The organism is Duncaniella muris, from assembly GCF_003024805.1.
GTDB classification, from domain to species: Bacteria; Bacteroidota; Bacteroidia; order Bacteroidales; family Muribaculaceae; genus Duncaniella; species Duncaniella muris.
Genome location: NZ_PUEC01000005.1, coordinates 35620 through 53408 on the forward strand (window position 1 = coordinate 35620; position 17789 = coordinate 53408).

At 49.7% G+C, this 17789-nt stretch carries 10 protein-coding genes; 8 read left to right on the forward strand and 2 right to left on the reverse strand.

What is annotated here, in order from left to right; all coding sequences use genetic code 11:
* Positions 1–178: 178 nt before the first annotated feature.
* Positions 179–1750 carry a DUF6377 domain-containing protein gene (locus tag C5O23_RS03245; RefSeq protein WP_133166496.1) on the forward strand — a complete coding sequence of 524 codons (1572 nt, stop codon included), beginning with the start codon at positions 179–181 and terminating at the stop codon, positions 1748–1750.
* Positions 1751–2946: 1196 nt separating this feature from the next.
* Here C5O23_RS03245 and C5O23_RS03250 read toward each other — a convergent pair.
* Positions 2947–4380, reverse strand: a complete 1434-nt coding sequence (locus C5O23_RS03250; protein ID WP_107031528.1) for a calycin-like domain-containing protein — start codon at positions 4378–4380, stop codon at positions 2947–2949.
* A gap of 441 nt (positions 4381–4821) precedes the next feature.
* Between C5O23_RS03250 and C5O23_RS03255 the strand changes: the two genes are divergently transcribed.
* On the forward strand, positions 4822–5973 hold the full coding sequence (locus C5O23_RS03255) for a PCMD domain-containing protein (RefSeq protein ID WP_107031529.1): 1152 nt from the start codon (positions 4822–4824) through the stop codon (positions 5971–5973).
* Between the two features lie 22 nt (positions 5974–5995).
* Complete coding sequence (locus C5O23_RS03260) at positions 5996–6778, forward strand: porin family protein (RefSeq protein ID WP_107031530.1); 783 nt, start codon at positions 5996–5998, stop codon at positions 6776–6778.
* Between the two features lie 139 nt (positions 6779–6917).
* On the opposite strand, the gene C5O23_RS03265 is transcribed toward C5O23_RS03260, so the two are convergent.
* Positions 6918–9920, reverse strand: coding sequence for a PEP/pyruvate-binding domain-containing protein (locus tag C5O23_RS03265; protein WP_107031531.1), 3003 nt, complete (start codon positions 9918–9920; stop codon positions 6918–6920).
* Positions 9921–10197: 277 nt separating this feature from the next.
* Here C5O23_RS03265 and dapF point away from each other — a divergent pair, with 277 nt between their 5' ends.
* The 5 genes from dapF (at position 10198) to C5O23_RS03290 (ending at position 17780) form a co-directional block, all read left to right on the forward strand.
* On the forward strand, positions 10198–11070 hold the full coding sequence (dapF, locus tag C5O23_RS03270; protein WP_240597640.1) for a diaminopimelate epimerase: 873 nt from the start codon (positions 10198–10200) through the stop codon (positions 11068–11070).
* Between the two features lie 140 nt (positions 11071–11210).
* Positions 11211–12446 carry an LL-diaminopimelate aminotransferase gene (locus C5O23_RS03275; RefSeq protein ID WP_107031532.1) on the forward strand — a complete coding sequence of 412 codons (1236 nt, stop codon included), beginning with the start codon at positions 11211–11213 and terminating at the stop codon, positions 12444–12446.
* Positions 12447–12484: 38 nt separating this feature from the next.
* Positions 12485–14674, forward strand: coding sequence for a glutamine synthetase III family protein (locus C5O23_RS03280; protein ID WP_107031533.1), 2190 nt, complete (start codon positions 12485–12487; stop codon positions 14672–14674).
* A 150-nt stretch (positions 14675–14824) separates the two neighbouring features.
* The gene (locus tag C5O23_RS03285) at positions 14825–16714 is read left to right on the forward strand and encodes an amidophosphoribosyltransferase (protein WP_107031534.1); all 1890 of its coding nucleotides are present in this window, start codon (positions 14825–14827) and stop codon (positions 16712–16714) included.
* 52 nt (positions 16715–16766) lie between these two features.
* Positions 16767–17780, forward strand: coding sequence for a hypothetical protein (locus tag C5O23_RS03290; RefSeq protein ID WP_133166497.1), 1014 nt, complete (start codon positions 16767–16769; stop codon positions 17778–17780).
* Positions 17781–17789 lie beyond the last annotated feature (9 nt).

Genomic DNA, 17789 nt, shown 5'->3' on the forward strand with positions numbered 1-17789 from the left:
AATTAAATACTATCTTTGCCGAAGAATCAATTGATATTAATCGGTATTTTCTAACCCTTTAGCCTTATTTGGCAATCCTTTTATCTCCGTAATTCAAACTGACTGACGGCTTGCATCTTGGCCGCTCTGAATGTTGATTCTGTCTGTAAAATTGCAACACATTTCTATTGTTTGTTTAATGAGAAAATTGTTTGTATGCTACGTCTTGCTACTGCTGGCTCCGGTGATGGCCGCGAGTAGTGCCGGGTCGCTCCCATCTACAGAAGAGGGGCTGCTTGATCTGCTTGACCGTGAGTTGATAAGACGTGACGGCTATATAAGAAAACGCATCGCTTCAGCCGATTCGCTTAATAAACTGATCGCCTCACAATCGGAGAGAAGAACGGAACTTTATCTGGACCTTGGCACTATGGTGGCTCCTATCAACTGCGACTCGGCGATTTCGGTTTTCAACCGTGGTCTTGAAGTGGCCCGTAATGTCGGCGATTCGGTCAGCGCGCAGCGTTTTTTGATTCTCAGCGCTTCTGAATTGCGCAAATTCGGCGCTACCCCTGATGCTCTTAATGCTCTTAAAAATGTCAATGAAAACGGCATTTTCCCGGAAAACCGTTTGCTCTATTATGAAACCGCCCGTGATCTTAATCTTTACATAGCTGAAATACTTGAAAGCAGCGAGGTTGCCAGATCTTATCTTAAAGAAGGCATGAATTTTGCCGAAAAGCAGCTTGAGCTATTGCCGCCAGACACTCCGTCAGCACAGATTGCCCAGTCTATCATATATTATGCCAAAGGTCAGCGTCCGCTGTCAGCAGGTTCTCTTCACAACCTTGCCACAGATCTTGATATGTCAGATCCGGATTTCTCATTGGCTATGACGATGCTTGGCGGTCAGTATTACTATCTCGGTTCATTACATGAAGCTGTACGCTACTGGTCGCTTGCGGCTATCTCCGAGGTGCGTAACGGCGATCTCAAAGGTTCGGCGATGGCTCGCCTCGGACGTGCGCTATATGATCTCGGTGATCTTGAAAGGGCCTATAAATATCTGTCTATATCGCTCGAAAATTCTGTCAGGGCAGGTGATATGTCAAACACTGTGTTCGTCTCTGAGTCCATGATACCGGTATCTCAGGCTTTGAGTTCGCTCTCTCACAGGCGTATGCTGATGATGTTCGGGCTGATCGTGACGCTTTCGGTGGTTATATTGCTTTTAGGTAACTTCTATCGGCACAGAAAACGGCGAGTAAAAGAGCTTGAGCAGGTCAAGCGCCAGCTTGCTAACGCCAATATGATAAAGGAAGCCTATATATCGGAGTTTATCAATCTCTGTTCGAGCTATATGGGTAGTCTTGAGGACTTCACCCGCATGTGCCGGCGCAAGATTACTGCCGGTCAGACTGACGACCTTCTGAAATATATGAAAGAAGGCCGGTTCATGGACGAACAGCGTGAAAAGTTTGATGAGATTTTCGATGAGACCTTCCTTGCCATCTATCCCGACTTTATCACAGGTCTCAATCATCTGTTGCTCCCCGATAAACAGATAGTGCTGAGTTCGCCTAATGTGCTATCTACGGAACTGCGTGTGTTGGCCTTCATGCGCTTGGGGGTCGATGACACCGCAAGAATAGCGCACTTTCTCGGTGTGTCAACAAACACCATATATACCTATCGCAATAAATTCAGGAATATGGCCGTCGAGCGAGAGACTTTTGACTCTGATGTTATGCAGATCGGGGTCATGAAGTAGGCCTGAAAAATGGGGAGTTCTGGCTCTTTGCCGTTTAGATCGAATTTAGATTTATCAATCAATGCTTTATATTTAAAGCATTGATTGATAAATTATTATTGCTTATATTCTGTTTTGATAATTTAGATTTTGCACCGATACTATTGACTGCGGGTGAAAAACACCCTATCTTTGCGTTATACTTATGACAACCGGGTGATTCCGGTTAAGAATATTGGATTATAGATTATATCAATAGAGATCATACTTACGAATGAAGAAAATGATTTAGGTAATAAAAGATTTGTTTTACGTTAGGTTTTTAGAATTATTTTACACTACGTTAGATTCTGTAGAGAGAGCGGTCTTCGTGAAGAAGACAGCTCTTTTTTTGTGCCCTTGCCTGATGCCTTCGGCCGTATCCGGGATGGTAAATCGGTGTCCTCAGCCGGACACCATATTGGGGGGATGTCTTTTATCCCCCCGACACCTACGCGCTGTGCGCTGCGGTGTCGGGGGCTACGAGTAAATCGGTGTCCTGCGGACACCCGCTGCCCGCTTGGCTGTTCGTGGCGGAAAATCGGTGCCCTCATCCGGATACTCGCTGCCTGCGTTGCCGTCCGGGATGGTGTTGGATGCCTGCTGCCCGTGGGGCTGTTCGTGGTGGGTTCTGTCGGATACCGGCTGTTACGGCGGTGCTGAATGGGCGTCCGGAGGACGCTGATTTACTCGTAGCCCGTGACACCGTAACGCACGTGAAGGTGTCACGGGCTATTGCGTTTCCCGCAGCATGGTGTCCGGTTGAGGACACCGATTTACCATCACGCCACGTGAGGCATTGACCGGATACTTGCCGTCTGTGTTTTGTGCAAAGGTGATGTTTTGTTATATCCGGGCGTTTAAATGTTATTTTGCAGTTTAGATCAGAATATTTGTTAGTGGGATATAAATGACTTATAGTCAGATTTGTTTGGATAATTCGATTAAGATCGAATTTTGATTATTACATAGCGGTATATAGGAGGGACGCATGATGCGCTATCTTTGCAATGTGTAAAATTTAATCAGTTTATGGATTGCAGGAAATGGTTTCTGCGACATAAAATATTCCAATAGATATAGAGTCAATCGACAGACAGAAAAACAAGAAAGCCGCTTCGTGATGAAGCGGCTTTCTGCTTGATATGAAATGGGGAATCTGTAGAATCACATCCAATTTACTTCACGAGCACCTTGCTGACCTGGCTGCCCTGACGGCGAACATAGATGCCTGGGGTCAGATTGTCAGCATTCACGCGCACACCCTGGAGGTTGTAGAATTCAACGGGAGCGTTTGAATTGTCAACAGTGATATCGGTGATGCCGCTGGTTACGGGATTTGTTGTGAATGTCACGTAGATCGGGGTTCCTTCTTCGTTGAGCGGAGAGTTAGTCCAGATAACATCAATAGTCATGTCTGCAACATCTCCGGTGATTGTGCCTTTGATTGTTACATCTGCGAAGATCATGTCACTCATCAGTTTCAGATCTTTTGTTACGCCTGAAAAAGTCTTGACGCCATCTTTCTCGGTTACGGTAACATTTTCTACAACAATATCGCCTAACTGCATTGCGCCATCGCCATCGCCGAGCGCGAAGTTGGGAAGTTTGAAGGTACAAGTATTTTCGCCGGTGGGGATAATTTCGATTGTCGCAGCAGAGTTTTTGGCTAATGTGCCCTCAGGGTCATCAGGATTCAGGTCTTTACAGTAAATATTAAGATAACCTGCATATGTTTCTGATTTTACCTCCTCATTGTCATAAACAAGGCGAACATCATCAACCACGAGGCTGTTCCCTTCACCTACAGCATCTGCACCACCGAAGTAGTCACCTGCTGAGATTATTACATTGATATATTCAGGAGTTTCTTCAGAGAAGTATTCGAAATCAGCTGAAAATTTTGTCCATTCGTCAGTGTTTTCTGTAATATAAGCTTCAATCTTTCCAATGAGTAAGCCATCTTCAGAAGTGACATTTCCTCCTTGGCATCCATCCATTGACATTCCTAATACACAACGATCGCGGTCTGTCATTGTTACGGTGGTAGGAGTGCCCATTATTATATTTCCTGGAACATCGGCCTGAGTCCAATGGCCTTTCCATAGATAGGCTACAATAGTAGTTTTTTCGTTTGGTTTTGCTGTTCCGCGGCTGCGCTGGTACATAAATTCAAGGCTCTTCGGACGGTCTGTGAATTCTAAGCCTTTGAATGAGCCACCATCGCTGTTTGTGACTGTTATTCCCGTCCAACCGAATTTAGGTACTGCAGTAGACCAGCTTGTACCTAAATTAAGATATGCAGGGATGATTTGTGATTTCATATACTGATTAGCCGTGTTGGTCAGCTTTACTGCAGTCTCTGAGTTGTATCCTTCAACTTTTGATCCTACTGTGGTTGCACCCAATCCGCCCATGCCGATTACATTTGAAACGCACCAGCCTTCAGGTTCTGTGCCTTGTACTGTTGTATTATCGAGGCTTGTCCAAGGAACGCAGTTAACCCACTCACCTTCGAATCCGACACTCGGCAGTTGCTGCTGGGCTGTGGCGTTTAGCCCCATAGCTCCCATCAGCAGGGCGCTATACATTGATTTGTAAAGAAATTTCATAATTTAAGTTTATGTAAATGATTGGTTAGTTACCGTTATTGTAATCACAACAATGTCTGCGGTTCCTTTTTTTTGTGTATAAGGAAACTCATGGTGATTTTTACTATTTGGTTTGACAGATTCAGACAGACATAGCCAATGTCTATAAAATCGCAAAATTTCGTGGCAAAGTTACGGATAATTTGCGGTTTTTAGGCAAATAGAAGCTAAAAATGTTGCTGAAAATTATCTAATTGTTGCAGATTGAGTATAATAGAGCAATTTTAGCGCCGATGTGGAGAATTGCGGTATTCTTTGGCTCTGGGAAAAATAGATCAAAAATCGCCCGAATTTACGGTGAGGTTATAGTGGAGATGAAAAAAATGTCGGCAAAGCCATCGGATTTCTGCTGATTTGCGTAATTTTGTAACTTGAAAGCAAATATAGTAATTGAATCACAATATGAAAATTTTTCGCCTGATGCAGGTGATGACAGTGTTCTTTTCCACAGTGTGGCTGTCATCATGTATCGAGAACGAACCGCTCAATGCCGAGTGTGACATTGTGTCAGCTTCCCTGCCGGAAGAACTGCTTGTGCGCCCGGCTGAGATTGTAGACCGCAAGGATGTACATTCGGTCACCTTTATAGTAAAGAATTTTGTAGATGTGACGGCGCTTGCGCCTGAATTTGAGATCACTCCGGGTGCGACTATCGCCCCTGCGAGCGGCACGATGCGCGACTTCTCCGATCCGCAGGAGTATACAGTCACATCCGAAGACGGCCAGTGGTCAAAGACTTATACGGTTATTGCCAAGCATGACGATCCGATAGCGCTGAAATATAGTTTCGAGAATGCGCGCGTGGTTCCGGCCAACTCCCAGGGTGGTATGTGTGATGAATTTGTGGAACTTTCTCCGACTGATCCCAATGTGCCGAATATGGTGTGGGCGAGCGGAAATCAAGGCTTCGGACTGACCAACGGCAAGAAAGGGCCGGAGACATATCCGACATTTCAGGCTGACAACGGTGTGGTTGGCCGTTGTGCCGGACTGGTGACCCGCTCTACAGGAACGTTTGGCGCTATGGTGGGTATGCCTCTGGCTGCAGGCAATCTGTTTATAGGCAAGTTCGATATGACCAATGCTGTCAACAAGCCCTTGGAGGCAACCCAGTTCGGTACCTCGTTCTATTATGTGCCTATAGGTCTGCGTGGCTACTACTGCTACACTCCCGGCGAGAAGTTCATGGAGCTTGTCAACCGCAAGCTTGTGGAAGTGCCGGGCCGCACTGACGAATGTGATATCTATGCGGTGTTCTACGAACGCACGGCTGATATGGAGTATCTTGACGGCAATAATGTGCTGTCTGATGACAATCCCAACATCATAGCTGTGGCCCGTCTTGACGAAACCCAGCGTAAGGGTGCTGCTGACTGGACTCATTTTGATGTAGAATTCAAATATCGTCCTGACAAGAGTCTTGATCCTGAAAAACTTGAAAACGGGGTCTATGCACTGGCTGTGGTGATGACATCGAGCATCGAGGGTGCGAAATTCTCAGGAGCTATAGGCAGCGCTCTGTTTGTAGATGAGCTTGAAGTAGTCTGCCTCTAATCTATAAAATGAAAATAGGATAATGAATGTCAAACGTTATATAATAGGAGTCTTGGCGATGGCTTTCGGCTTTGTTGGCGCTACGGCTCAGGTTGACCGTTCGCTGGCAGTCATCAAGGCGATGCTCCACGGGTTTGAATATGAGGTCTATGCAGGAACAAACATCGGGGGAGCTTCTCCTCTGCCTCTCCCTGCCGAAATCCGTGAAATTAATTCATACAGTCCGGAACTTAATCTGCAAATAGGTGCCACTGTTACAAAGTGGATGGATGTGCAGAAGAAGTGGGGTCTCTCTCTGGGTGTGCGTCTTGAAACCAAAGGTATGGAAACCAAGGCTGCGGTGAAGAACTATGGTATGGCCATCATTCAGGACGGCGCTACTGTCAGCGGCCGCTGGACCGGCATGGTGCAGACCCGCTATCACTCGCAGCAGTTAGTGTTTCCGCTGACAGCCGTATTCAAGGCCCACAAGCGCCTTAAGGTTCACGCCGGGCCATATGTGGCCTTTGCGTTCAGCAATGATTTTGACGGATATGTCTATGACGGCTATCTCCGTGAAGGCGATCCGACCGGCCCGAAGATCTCGTTTGAGGGCGACTCGCGTGCCAACTATGATTTCGGTGACAATCTGCGCCATTTCCAGTGGGGTATGCAGGGCGGCGTGACATGGACTGCCTATAAGCATCTGCTTGTCAATGCCAATCTCGCCTGGGGTTGCAATGACATTTTCGAATCGTCGTTCAAGACGGTGACATTCAATCTCTATCCGATATATCTCAATGTAGGTTTCGGTTATCTCTTCTGATAGCCGAAACTTCGAGGTTTTAAGCAACCTCTTAAACTGACTATAACAGACAGCGCCTGCAAGGCTGCGATACAGATTTTTTTCTGTCCGCGCATCTTGCAGGCGCTGTCTGTTCGGGTTTATGCGGAAGCCTGGCGGCTCAGGGCTTTAGGACTACGCCGGTACCTTTCAGTCCGTTGACGCCGATGGCGAGCGGGGTGTCGAAGGTGACTATGCGTATGAAGTCGCTTTCGTAGACCGCAGGCTGAGAGTTGAGAAAGTCAACGTCGTAGAGCGCGGTGACCGGTTCGCCTTCCTTGCGCCGGGCATTGGTGTCTATAGTGAAATAAGCCACGCCGAAAGAAGTGAGGTTCTGGAAGAAGTGTGTGCCCTGGCTGGGCTCTATGCGGTAGCTCGGCAGTGATGACTCCACTATCAGGCGGGCTGCCGAGATTGCCGGCCATTTCACCGGAATGCCGAGCGAAGTGTCTGACGAGCCCCATCGGCCGGGCCCGATGAGCACGTAGCGCTCTTCGCGGTTGAGGAAGTCGCGGTTTATCTTCTCGATCTCGCGGGCAATGAGCGAGTTGTTGGATGACGAAAACTTCTCCGGGCGGACATAGACCACCGTCTTCACGCCTTCGATGTTGCCATGACCGAGAGCTGTGCCTGACTTCAGCAGAAGTCTTTCATCAGGAGTGGCCATAAGGGCTTCGTCAACGGTTTCCTTGCGGTCGACTATCGGGCGGATCTGGAGCCAGTAGAGGCGGCCCTTGTTTTTGGCTCCCGGACCGATCATCTTAGAGTCGGGCCCGATGATGCCCGCGAACTCTATCTCGACCGGACGTTGCATTTCTTTCTGTCCGGTGGTGAGCATGAAGTCTACGGCTTCGGCAAGCGGGTAGACCTTGTGCTTGAGCACATTGTTGAAGGTCACAACCTTGCGGCCTTCTCCTGAGTCGGAGTCGCGGATCACGTTGTCGCGGAAGTCGAAAGTCGACACCATGTATCTTAGAGCCCCCTTTTCGGCGAGGTCCTGAACGCGGACTTTGGCCACGTTGTAGCCGTCGTCGACAATGAGGTTGCTGTCAGACTGGGCCGATTTCATGTCGAGGGCATACATGCGTGTCTGTGTGTCGCGCAGGGCGAGGGAGAGTTCGGAGGTCTGGAGCACGTTGTCGGGGTGGCGCGGGGAGAAGCGCAGAGAGAGACCGCCGTCAACGATGTATTTCCCCAGGCCGACGGCAATTTCGGCCACTCCGTCTTCGGGCTTTTCATCGTTGAGAGGGTAGTAGTTGAGAGAGCGGCCCACGCCGGAGAATGACGGGAAGTAGTAGCCGTCGACCTCTTTGCCGACCACTTCCTGAAGGATCACGGCCATCTTTTCCTGGTCGATGATGTTGGAGGTGGCTGTCATGTAAGCCTTGGAGTCGGCGTAGAACACCGAGGCATAGACACCCTTGATGGCGTCGGTGACCATTTTGAGCATACGCTGCGGGTCGGAGCTTTTGGGCACCATGTAGGTGGAGTAGATTCCGGCGAAGGGCTGGTAGTGGGAGTCTTCGAGAAGGCTGGAACTTCGGACCGCTATCGGGGTGTCGACCACCTCGAAGAGTGCGAGAAGATCGTCTTTGATTCTGCGCGGAAGCTTGCCTTCGAGGAAGTGGCGGAGGATTTCTTCGTCAGGCGCATCGCTGAGGGCTATGGGGTAGAGGCGGTTCGACTCCATGAACTCATCGAAAATGTCGGTGCAGAGCACAACGGTGCGCGGAATGGTTATTGATATGCCGTCGAAATTGTCGCAGATCGGATTTTTTTTGATGATCGAGTCGATAAAGGCCAGGCCACGGCCTTTTCCTCCGAGCGAACCCTGGCCGATGCGGGCGAAGTTGGAGTAGTGGTCGAAGCGGTCTTTCTGGAAGATGGCCACGACTCCGCGGTTTTTCATCTTGCGATATTTTACAATCAGGTCGAAGAACAGCTGGCGCACCTGCGGGGCATCTTTCAGGTCGCGGAAGCGGTGGTGTTTGATCACCTCTGCAATCGGGAACATGGCGCGCGAGTAGAGCCAGCGCGAGATGTCGTTGAACGAGGCATGCCAATAGAGGGCCTCGGCGGGGATGTTGAAGATGTTTTTCTGCAGGTCTTTCAGCGATTTGATGCGGAAGATCTCTTCGCCAGTTTCGGGATTGCGGATCACGAAGTCGCCGAAGCCGAAGTTGTTGATGATGGCCTTGCCGAGGTCTACGGGAAATTTTTTTGAGTTCTTGTCGATGAACGTGCCGCCGAGCTCGATTACGTCATGGGCGTTTTCGTTTTCGGAACTTTCGATGATCATCGGCAGGTAGGGGTCGCGTGAGCGTAGCTCTTTGGCAAGGCGTATTCCGGCTTTCGGGTCTTTTTTTCCCTCGCGCATGAAAGAGACGTCGCTGATCACTCCGAGTATATGGTTGCTGTAACGCTCGTAGAGAGTGATGGCTTCCTCGTAGTCACGGGCGAGCATCACTTTTGGGCGTCCGCGCATACGCAGCATCTGTTCGTGTTCGTTCAGAGCCTCGGTGGAGAATTCGCGTGACTGTTTGAGGATGAATTTATAGACGATGGGGAGAACCGACGAGTAGAATCTGACGGAGTCTTCCACCAGGAGTATCATCTGCACGCCCACACCGTTGATGTCGGCATCGGCGTTCATCTTGTCTTCGAGCAGTTTTATGATGGCCAGGAGCAGATCGACATTGCCGAGCCATGAAAAGACATAGTCAATGCCTGAGAAATCTTCGTTGGCCAGACGGCGTGACACCTCTTTGGAGAACGGTGTCAGCACGATTATCGGCATGTCGGGGTAGGCCTCGCGTATGCGTCGCGCTCCGGAGAAAGTCTCACTGACATCGTTGCCGGGCATCATGATCACAAGATCGAAACTTTTGACCTTCATGATCTCCATTGCTTCAGTGGAGTTGAGTGCGCGCGTGACTCGCGGGGGAGAGGAAAGGTTGAGGGCTGTGTATTCAAAATAGAGCTGTTCTTCGACGCGTCCGTCTTCTTCCATCATGAAAGCATCGTAGGCCGAAGCAATCAGGAGCACGTTGAAAATGCGCTTCTGCATCAGATTCTGAAAGGCGGTGTCTTTAAAATAGAGCTGGCTCAGAGCGTCGTCGGTCATCGTCGGTATAAATAAGGGAGGTTATGTGTAGTATATAATATATAATGTAATATATAATAAGGTGGTGTATCCATTCGCAAAGATAGTAAAAAATGGCGACCTGCATCATGTATTGTGTAAGAAAGTGAAAAATAAGACAAGTAATGGCCTAAAAGGAGCTATTTAAAATAAAAATATGGTTTTAGCATAAAAAATGTGTGAAAAAAGCTTGCGTTTGTAGCAAAATGCTTACCTTTGCATTGATTTCTCAATTTAACTTGGGATAGTAGTTTGAATTATGACCTCACGCTCAAAGAAAGACAGAGAGTTGATAAGCTTCACTAAGATGCATGGCATCGGCAACGACTACATCTACATCAACTGCATGGAGTCGGTGCCTGACCGGCTCCCCGAACTTGCCGAGGAAATGAGTGATCGCCATTTCGGTGTAGGTGGAGATGGAATAGTTTTGATCTGCCCCTCTGACAAAGCCGACTTCAGAATGAGGATGTTTAACAACGACGGATCGGAGGCCCGCATGTGTGGGAATGCCTCCCGTTGCATCGCCAAGTACGTCCACGATCACAAACTCACAGATAAAACCTGCATAAGCCTTGAAACCCTTTCCGGGATCAAGGTTTTGTCGCTTAATATGAGCCCCTCCGGAGAGGTTGAGAGTGTGACCGTCGATATGGGGGAGCCGGAACTCAATGCCGGGCTTGTGCCGGTGAGAAGCACTACCGAAAAGATGGTCGAGGAGCCTGTAGCCACTTCGTGTGGCGAGGTCAGAGTGACGGCTGTCTCTATGGGCAACCCCCACGGAGTCGTTTTTGTAGACCGTATTGAAGATGTCCCCTTTGAAACTCTTGGCCCTGAGCTTGAGAAGCATTCCATGTGGCCTGACCGCGCAAATATAGAATTCCTGCAGATAATCTCTCCGTCAGAGGCCCGTATGCGGGTGTGGGAGAGAGGTACAGGCGAGACTCTTGCCTGCGGAACCGGGGCATGTGCCTCGGCAGTGGCTGCGGCTCTTACCGGACGCTGTGGCCGTGAAGTCACAATTCACCTGCGTGGCGGCGATCTGCACATCAGGTGGGCAAACAACGGACATGTCATGATGACCGGCGGTGCCACTGAAGTATTCGAAGGAAATTATTACCGACAACGTTGACAAAAAGCTGACTGTACGCTGTGACGTGAACGTGTTTCCGCGGATGCAGTGGATATCAGGAGAAGAACCGAAAATCTTTTCCGGGTACTTTCGTTTTTTTGATGAAAAATTATAGGTAGATACAATATAAAGTAAAACAGATGTTTAGAATCAACGATAATTTCACCAAACTTCCTGCGTCATATCTTTTCAGTGAGGTGGCCCGCAGGGTAAATGCTTATTCCGAAAGCCATCCCGGCGCAGACATAATACGCATGGGCATCGGTGATGTGACCCGTCCGCTGTGTCAGGCAGCTGTCGAGGCGCTCCATAAAGCGGTGGACGATGAGGCGGCAGGCGAAACTTTTCACGGATATGGTCCTGAGCAGGGCTATTCGTTTCTTGCCGAAAAAATCGCACGTTATGATTATCGCGAACGAGGCATAGAAATAGACACCGATGAGATCTTTGTCAGTGACGGAGCCAAAAGCGACACCGGAAATATTGGCGATATCCTCTCGACGGCCAATCGTGTGGCTGTAACCGATCCTGTCTATCCTGTTTATGTTGATACGAACGTAATGGGAGGCCGCGCCGGGGATCTTGGAGCCGACGGCCGCTGGACTGAGATCGAATATCTGCCCTGTACGGCTGAAAACGGTTTTGTGCCCGCCCTCCCGGTCAACAATCCCGATGTGATATATCTCTGCTATCCGAACAATCCTACCGGAACCACTCTGACCCGCCGCCAGCTGAAAGCGTGGGTTGATTATTGCCGTGAACATGGCGCTCTGCTGCTGTTCGACGCAGCCTATGAGGCTTTCATTCGCGAAGAAGATGTGGCGCATTCAATATATGAAATAGAAGGAGCCAGAGAGGTGGCCATCGAATTCCGCAGTTTTTCCAAGACCGCGGGCTTTACCGGTATCCGTCTCGGTTACACCGTGGTGCCGAAAGAGCTCATGGGGCTGGATGAGAAAGGAAACAAGATCGCGCTTAACGGTCTCTGGCGTCGCCGTCAGACCACCAAATTCAACGGTGCAAGTTACCTTACCCAGCGCGCAGCTGAAGCGCTCTATACAGAAGAGGGGCAGCGTCAGGTCAAAGAAACCATTGACTACTATCTCGAAAATGCCCGCATGCTCCGCGAAGGGCTCGCAGAGGCCGGCTATGAGGCGGTAGGAGGAATCAATTCGCCATATATATGGCTCAAAACGCCCGGAACAATGACTTCATGGGAGTTTTTTGATTACCTGCTCAACCGTTACCACATTGTCGGGACTCCCGGCAGCGGATTCGGACCTTCAGGCGAGGGCTATTTCAGGCTGACCGCTTTCAACACTCACGAGAATACACGCCGGTGCATCGAACGCCTCGGCGCGACCGATAGAAAATAAAGATCACGATTTATAAATACTTAACACAACGTGCAACTATGTCAAGTTTAAGATTCAAGGTAGTTGAAGAAGCTTCAAACCGCAAAGCAGTTGAGGTTGACATTCCAAAGGAACGTCCGCAGGAATACTATGCCAGCAAAGTGTTCAACCGCGCAAAAATGTATGAGTATCTTCCTCTGGATACCTACAAGGCGCTGATCAATGCGATTGACAACAAAGAGCCTATCTCACTGGAAGTGGCCGACAGTGTGGCCGAAGGCATGAAGCGCTGGGCGACTGACAACGGTGTGCGCCACTACACACACTGGTTTCAGCCGCTGACAGAGACCACAGCCGAAAAGCATGACGGATTTATCGAGCATGACGGCAAGGGCGGAATCGTAGAGGAATTCTCAGGCAAACTGCTTGTGCAGCAGGAACCTGATGCCTCAAGTTTTCCCAACGGCGGAATCCGTAACACATTCGAGGCCCGCGGTTATTCCGCATGGGACATCTCCTCGCCGGTGTTTATCCTTGACAACACTCTCTGTATTCCGACAATTTTTATCTCCTATACCGGAGAGTCGCTTGACTATAAGACACCGCTTCTGCGCGCGCTTTCAGCCGTAGACAAAGCCGGTACAGGCGTAGCACGTTATTTTGATCCCAACGTGCAGCATGTGATCTCGAATCTCGGCTGGGAACAGGAGTATTTCCTCGTTGACGAAGCACTCTATGCCGCCCGTCCGGACCTCGTGATGACCGGCCGCACACTGATGGGCCATGAATCGGCAAAGAATCAGCAGCTTGAAGACCATTATTTCGGAGCTATACCTTCGCGTGTGCAGGCATTCATGCTTGATCTTGAAATCGAAGCTCACAAGCTCGGAATTCCGGCCAAGACCCGCCACAATGAAGTTGCGCCTAACCAGTTCGAGCTTGCTCCCATTTTCGAAGAAACAAACCTGGCCAATGACCACAATATGCTGATCATGTCGGTGATGGCCGAAGTGGCCCGCCGCCATAATTTCCGCATCCTGCTTCACGAAAAGCCGTTTGCCGGAATCAACGGATCAGGCAAACATAACAACTGGAGTCTCGGAACCGATACCGGCACACTGCTTTTCGCTCCCGGAAAGACTCCGATGGAGAACCTCCAGTTCATAACATTCGTGGCTAATGTCATGGCAGCCGTGCACCGTCACAACGCTCTGCTCAAGGCATCTATCATGTCGGCCACAAACTGCCACCGTCTCGGAGCCAATGAAGCGCCACCTGCAATCATCTCGATTTTCACCGGCAGCCAGCTTGCAGAGATACTCAGCAAGATCAAGAATTCAGACAAAGACGAACTGATCGCACTTGCCGGTAAAGAGAAACTTGACCTCGGTGTGGCTCAGATTCCGGAACTTATGATTGACAATACCGACCGCAACCGCACATCACCATTCGCGTTTACCGGAAACCGTTTCGAGTTCCGTGCCGTAGGGTCAAGCGCCAACTGTGCGTCTGCCATGATCGCCCTGAATGCAGCGGTGGCCGAACAGCTTGCCGATTTCAAGCAGAAGGTTGACTCGCGTCTTGCGGCAGGCGAAGGTCTGCAGCATGCGCTCCTTGCCGAGATCAAGGCACTTCTTCTGTATTCCGAAGCCATCCATTTCGATGGCAACGGCTATTCAGACGAATGGAAAGAAGAGGCAGCCCGTCGCGGACTTGACTGCGAGACCAATCCGGCTCTTATCTTCGATGCCTACCTGCGTCCGTCGTCAATCGAAATGTTCCGCAAGACCGGCGTCATGAACCACGTCGAACTTGAGGCTCGCAATGAAGTGAAGTGGGAAATGTACACCAAGAAGATCCAGATTGAAGCCCGTGTGCTCGGAGATCTTGCCATCAACCACATCATACCTGTGGCCACACGCTATCTCTCGATTCTGCTTGACAATATGGTCAAGATCCGCACACTCTTCCCCGGAAACAAGGGCGAGGAACTGTCTTCGCAGGATGCGGCTACTGTAGAGAAGATCATGCACCACTGCTCGATAATCAAAGAAGAGGTTGCAAAGATGGTCAATGCCCGCAAGGATGCCAATCGTATTTCTGAAGAGCGTGAGAAAGCTTTGGCCTATTCGCTTCACGTGGCTCCCTCGCTTGAAGTTATCCGATACCACATCGACAAACTCGAACTTATGGTCGATAATGAAATGTGGCCTCTGCCTAAATACCGCGAACTTCTGTTTATCCGTTGATAAGGTGAGACAAGTATAGAATTACACATTATATCCCTGCGAAATAAAGCTTCTGACACAGCCCTTTCGCAGGGGTATTTCTGTTTGAAATGTGATGTCAAATCATTATCTTTGCAACTTATAAAAATCAATCATATCTCGTCCGGCAAAATGGAGATTCTCAAACATGAGTGTGGCATAGCGATGGTGCGCCTGCTCAAACCATTGGAATATTATAAAGAAAAGTATGGCACCTACGCCTACGGTCTGAACAAGCTCTATCTTCTTATGGAGAAACAGCACAACCGCGGGCAGGAGGGTGCGGGCATCGGGGTTGTCAAGATGCACGCATATCCCGGCAATGAATATGTTTTCCGTGAGAGAGCCCTCGGTAAGGATGCCATTCAGGAGATATTCGAAACTGTCAAGACCAAGATTTCCGCAGTAGGTCTTTCGGGGCATGATCCGGAGTGGGTGGACAGCTACGCTCCTTTTATCGGAGAGATCTACATGGGACATCTGCGGTATTCGACCACAGGCAAAAGCGGTCTTTCGTATTGTCATCCCTTTCTGCGCAGAAACAACTGGCGCTCGCGCAATCTGCTGATGTGCGGAAACTTCAATATGACCAATGTCGATTCCATTTTCAATGGAGTGGTGGCCTGCGGTCAGCATCCGAGAATCTACAGCGACACTGTGGTGCTTCTCGAACAGCTAGGCGATGCGCTTGACAAGGAAAATCACCGGATCTACCGTCAGTATCGCGATTCTCTGTCAGGCCAGAAACTCAGCGTTACCATCGAGGACAATCTTGATATGACCCGCGTTCTGGCTCCTACAGCCCCGCAGTGGGATGGGGGATTCGTTATCTGTGGTGCCACCGGCTCAGGAGATATGTTCGTGTTGCGTGACCGCCACGGCATTCGTCCGGCATTCTACTATCGCGATGACGAAGTGGTGGTAGTGGCATCTGAACGCCCTGTTATCCAGACGGTGTTTGATGTGCCGCGCCGTGCGGTGAGCGAACTGACTCCCGGAAGCGCTATTATTGTCAGCAAAGCCGGGCAGGTTTCGGTGACGGATGTGCTTGGCGAGGCAGAGAACCAGCGTTGCTCGTTTGAGCGCATCTACTTCTCGCGAGGCAGTGACGCAGACATCTATCGTGAGCGCAAGCAGCTTGGCCGAAATGTGGTGCCTGCCATAATGGAAAGCATAGACAATGATCTTGTTCATTCTGTATTCTCGTTTATCCCAAACACGGCTGAAGTTGCTTTCCTCGGTATGGTTGATCAGCTTGACAAGGAGCTGAACATCATTAAAGAGAGGGAGATTCTTGCTGCGCAGGCCGACGGCACTCTTGATCCGAAGCGCCTGAGTGAGATCATGGAGCGAAACCTGCGAGTGGAGAAGGTGGCTATCAAGGATATAAAGCTCCGTACTTTCATTGCCGAAGGCGAAGCCCGTAATGATCTTGCCGCACATGTCTATGATGTGACATATGGAATAGTCGAGAACGGCGTAGACAATCTGGTGGTTATTGATGACAGTATTGTCAGAGGCACAACCCTCAAACAGTCTATTCTTAAGATGCTTGACAGGCTGCATCCACGCAAGATTGTGGTTGTGTCATCCTCGCCACAGGTCCGCTATCCTGACTACTATGGTATCGATATGTCACGTATGGGCGAATTTATCGCATTCCGTGCCGCTGTAGAGCTGCTCAAAGACCGGGGGATGGAAAACGTGCTCCATGAGACCTATGAAAAATGCCGGCAGCAGGAAAAACTTCTGGATATAGAGATGCGCAACTGTGTGAAAGACATCTATGCACCTTTCACTCAAGAAGAGATCTCGCGCAAGATCGTAGAGATGCTGACTGCCGACGGTTCGATAAACGCCGAGGTGGATATTATCTATCAGACGCTCGAAGGACAGCGGGAGGCAATACCGACATGTCCTGGCGACTGGTATTTCTCAGGCGATTATCCCACTCCCGGCGGTGTGCGTCTTGTCAACCGTGCATATGTCAATTTCTATGAAGGCAATGCTGACAAGCGCTGATCTTCAATATCATTCATAGGTCAGGCTCCCTGACATAACACATTAGAATATAATGGCTACTCCAATCTCTCTCCTCAGGGGAGTCATGTTTGCAACTCTGGTATCGATAACCCTCATGCACCCGGCTGTCATTTGCGGACGGCCGGGTGCCGAGAGGGTGTATGCCGACACACCTTTTCTACTGACGGATTCCTCCAGCCGGATGCTGCTTCCGCCGGAAGCAGATACATATCTGATTGATGTGCGTGGAGCGATGGCCGGAATAGGCGAGAGGGTAGGGATGGCCCCGAACTATTGGGGGATGAAGGTGATTTTCCCGAATGACACAATCGGATTGATGTTGCGTCACGGCAATACTTCCTTCGGGGATATCTTTGATAAGCGTCAGAGCATTTTGACTCTGACAATTGGCGGTGAGGTGGTCTGGAGTGAGGATATAGGCGCGTTTGACAATGCTTCAGGCTGCTATAATACGCTGCAGTTGTTTGTTGACCGCGGACAGCGACGGCTGGAACTGCGTGGCGGAGGCAAGAAGATGACAGATATATTCCTGACTGATCTTGACATGACGGGATCTCCGGAGTGTGTAAGCATATGGAGCAAAGGACAGCTGACAGTGTCATCATATTCGGTAGAGACGACTTTCAGCCCTTCCGGAAGTCTGGCCACCGGCTGGGACAGCAAGGCGCTTGAAGAATATCTGAAGGCTTCGGCTGACCCGCTTGAAGGCTATTGGCAATATCTTGACAGGGAAAATAATCCTCAATATGCCCGCTTGGGTGGACGCTATCTGCTTGCAGTCGTCAGAAATGAATCTGGCGAGGCATATGACATAATCTACGTAGGGGGAGCCGAGACATATGCTTCCGAATGGCAGCCCATGATGCGAAAGGGGTGTCTCAGGCCTACAATTTTTTTGGATCACTATGATCTTGAGTGGATCGACTCTACATTCGAGCCGATAACGAGAGATGTTCATGCGCAGGTGACCGACGATGCGATACTCTCGCTCTCGTTTCCGCTGCTTAAAACAACAGTGAGATTTTCAAAAATGCGGTTGAAATAGCGACAGACC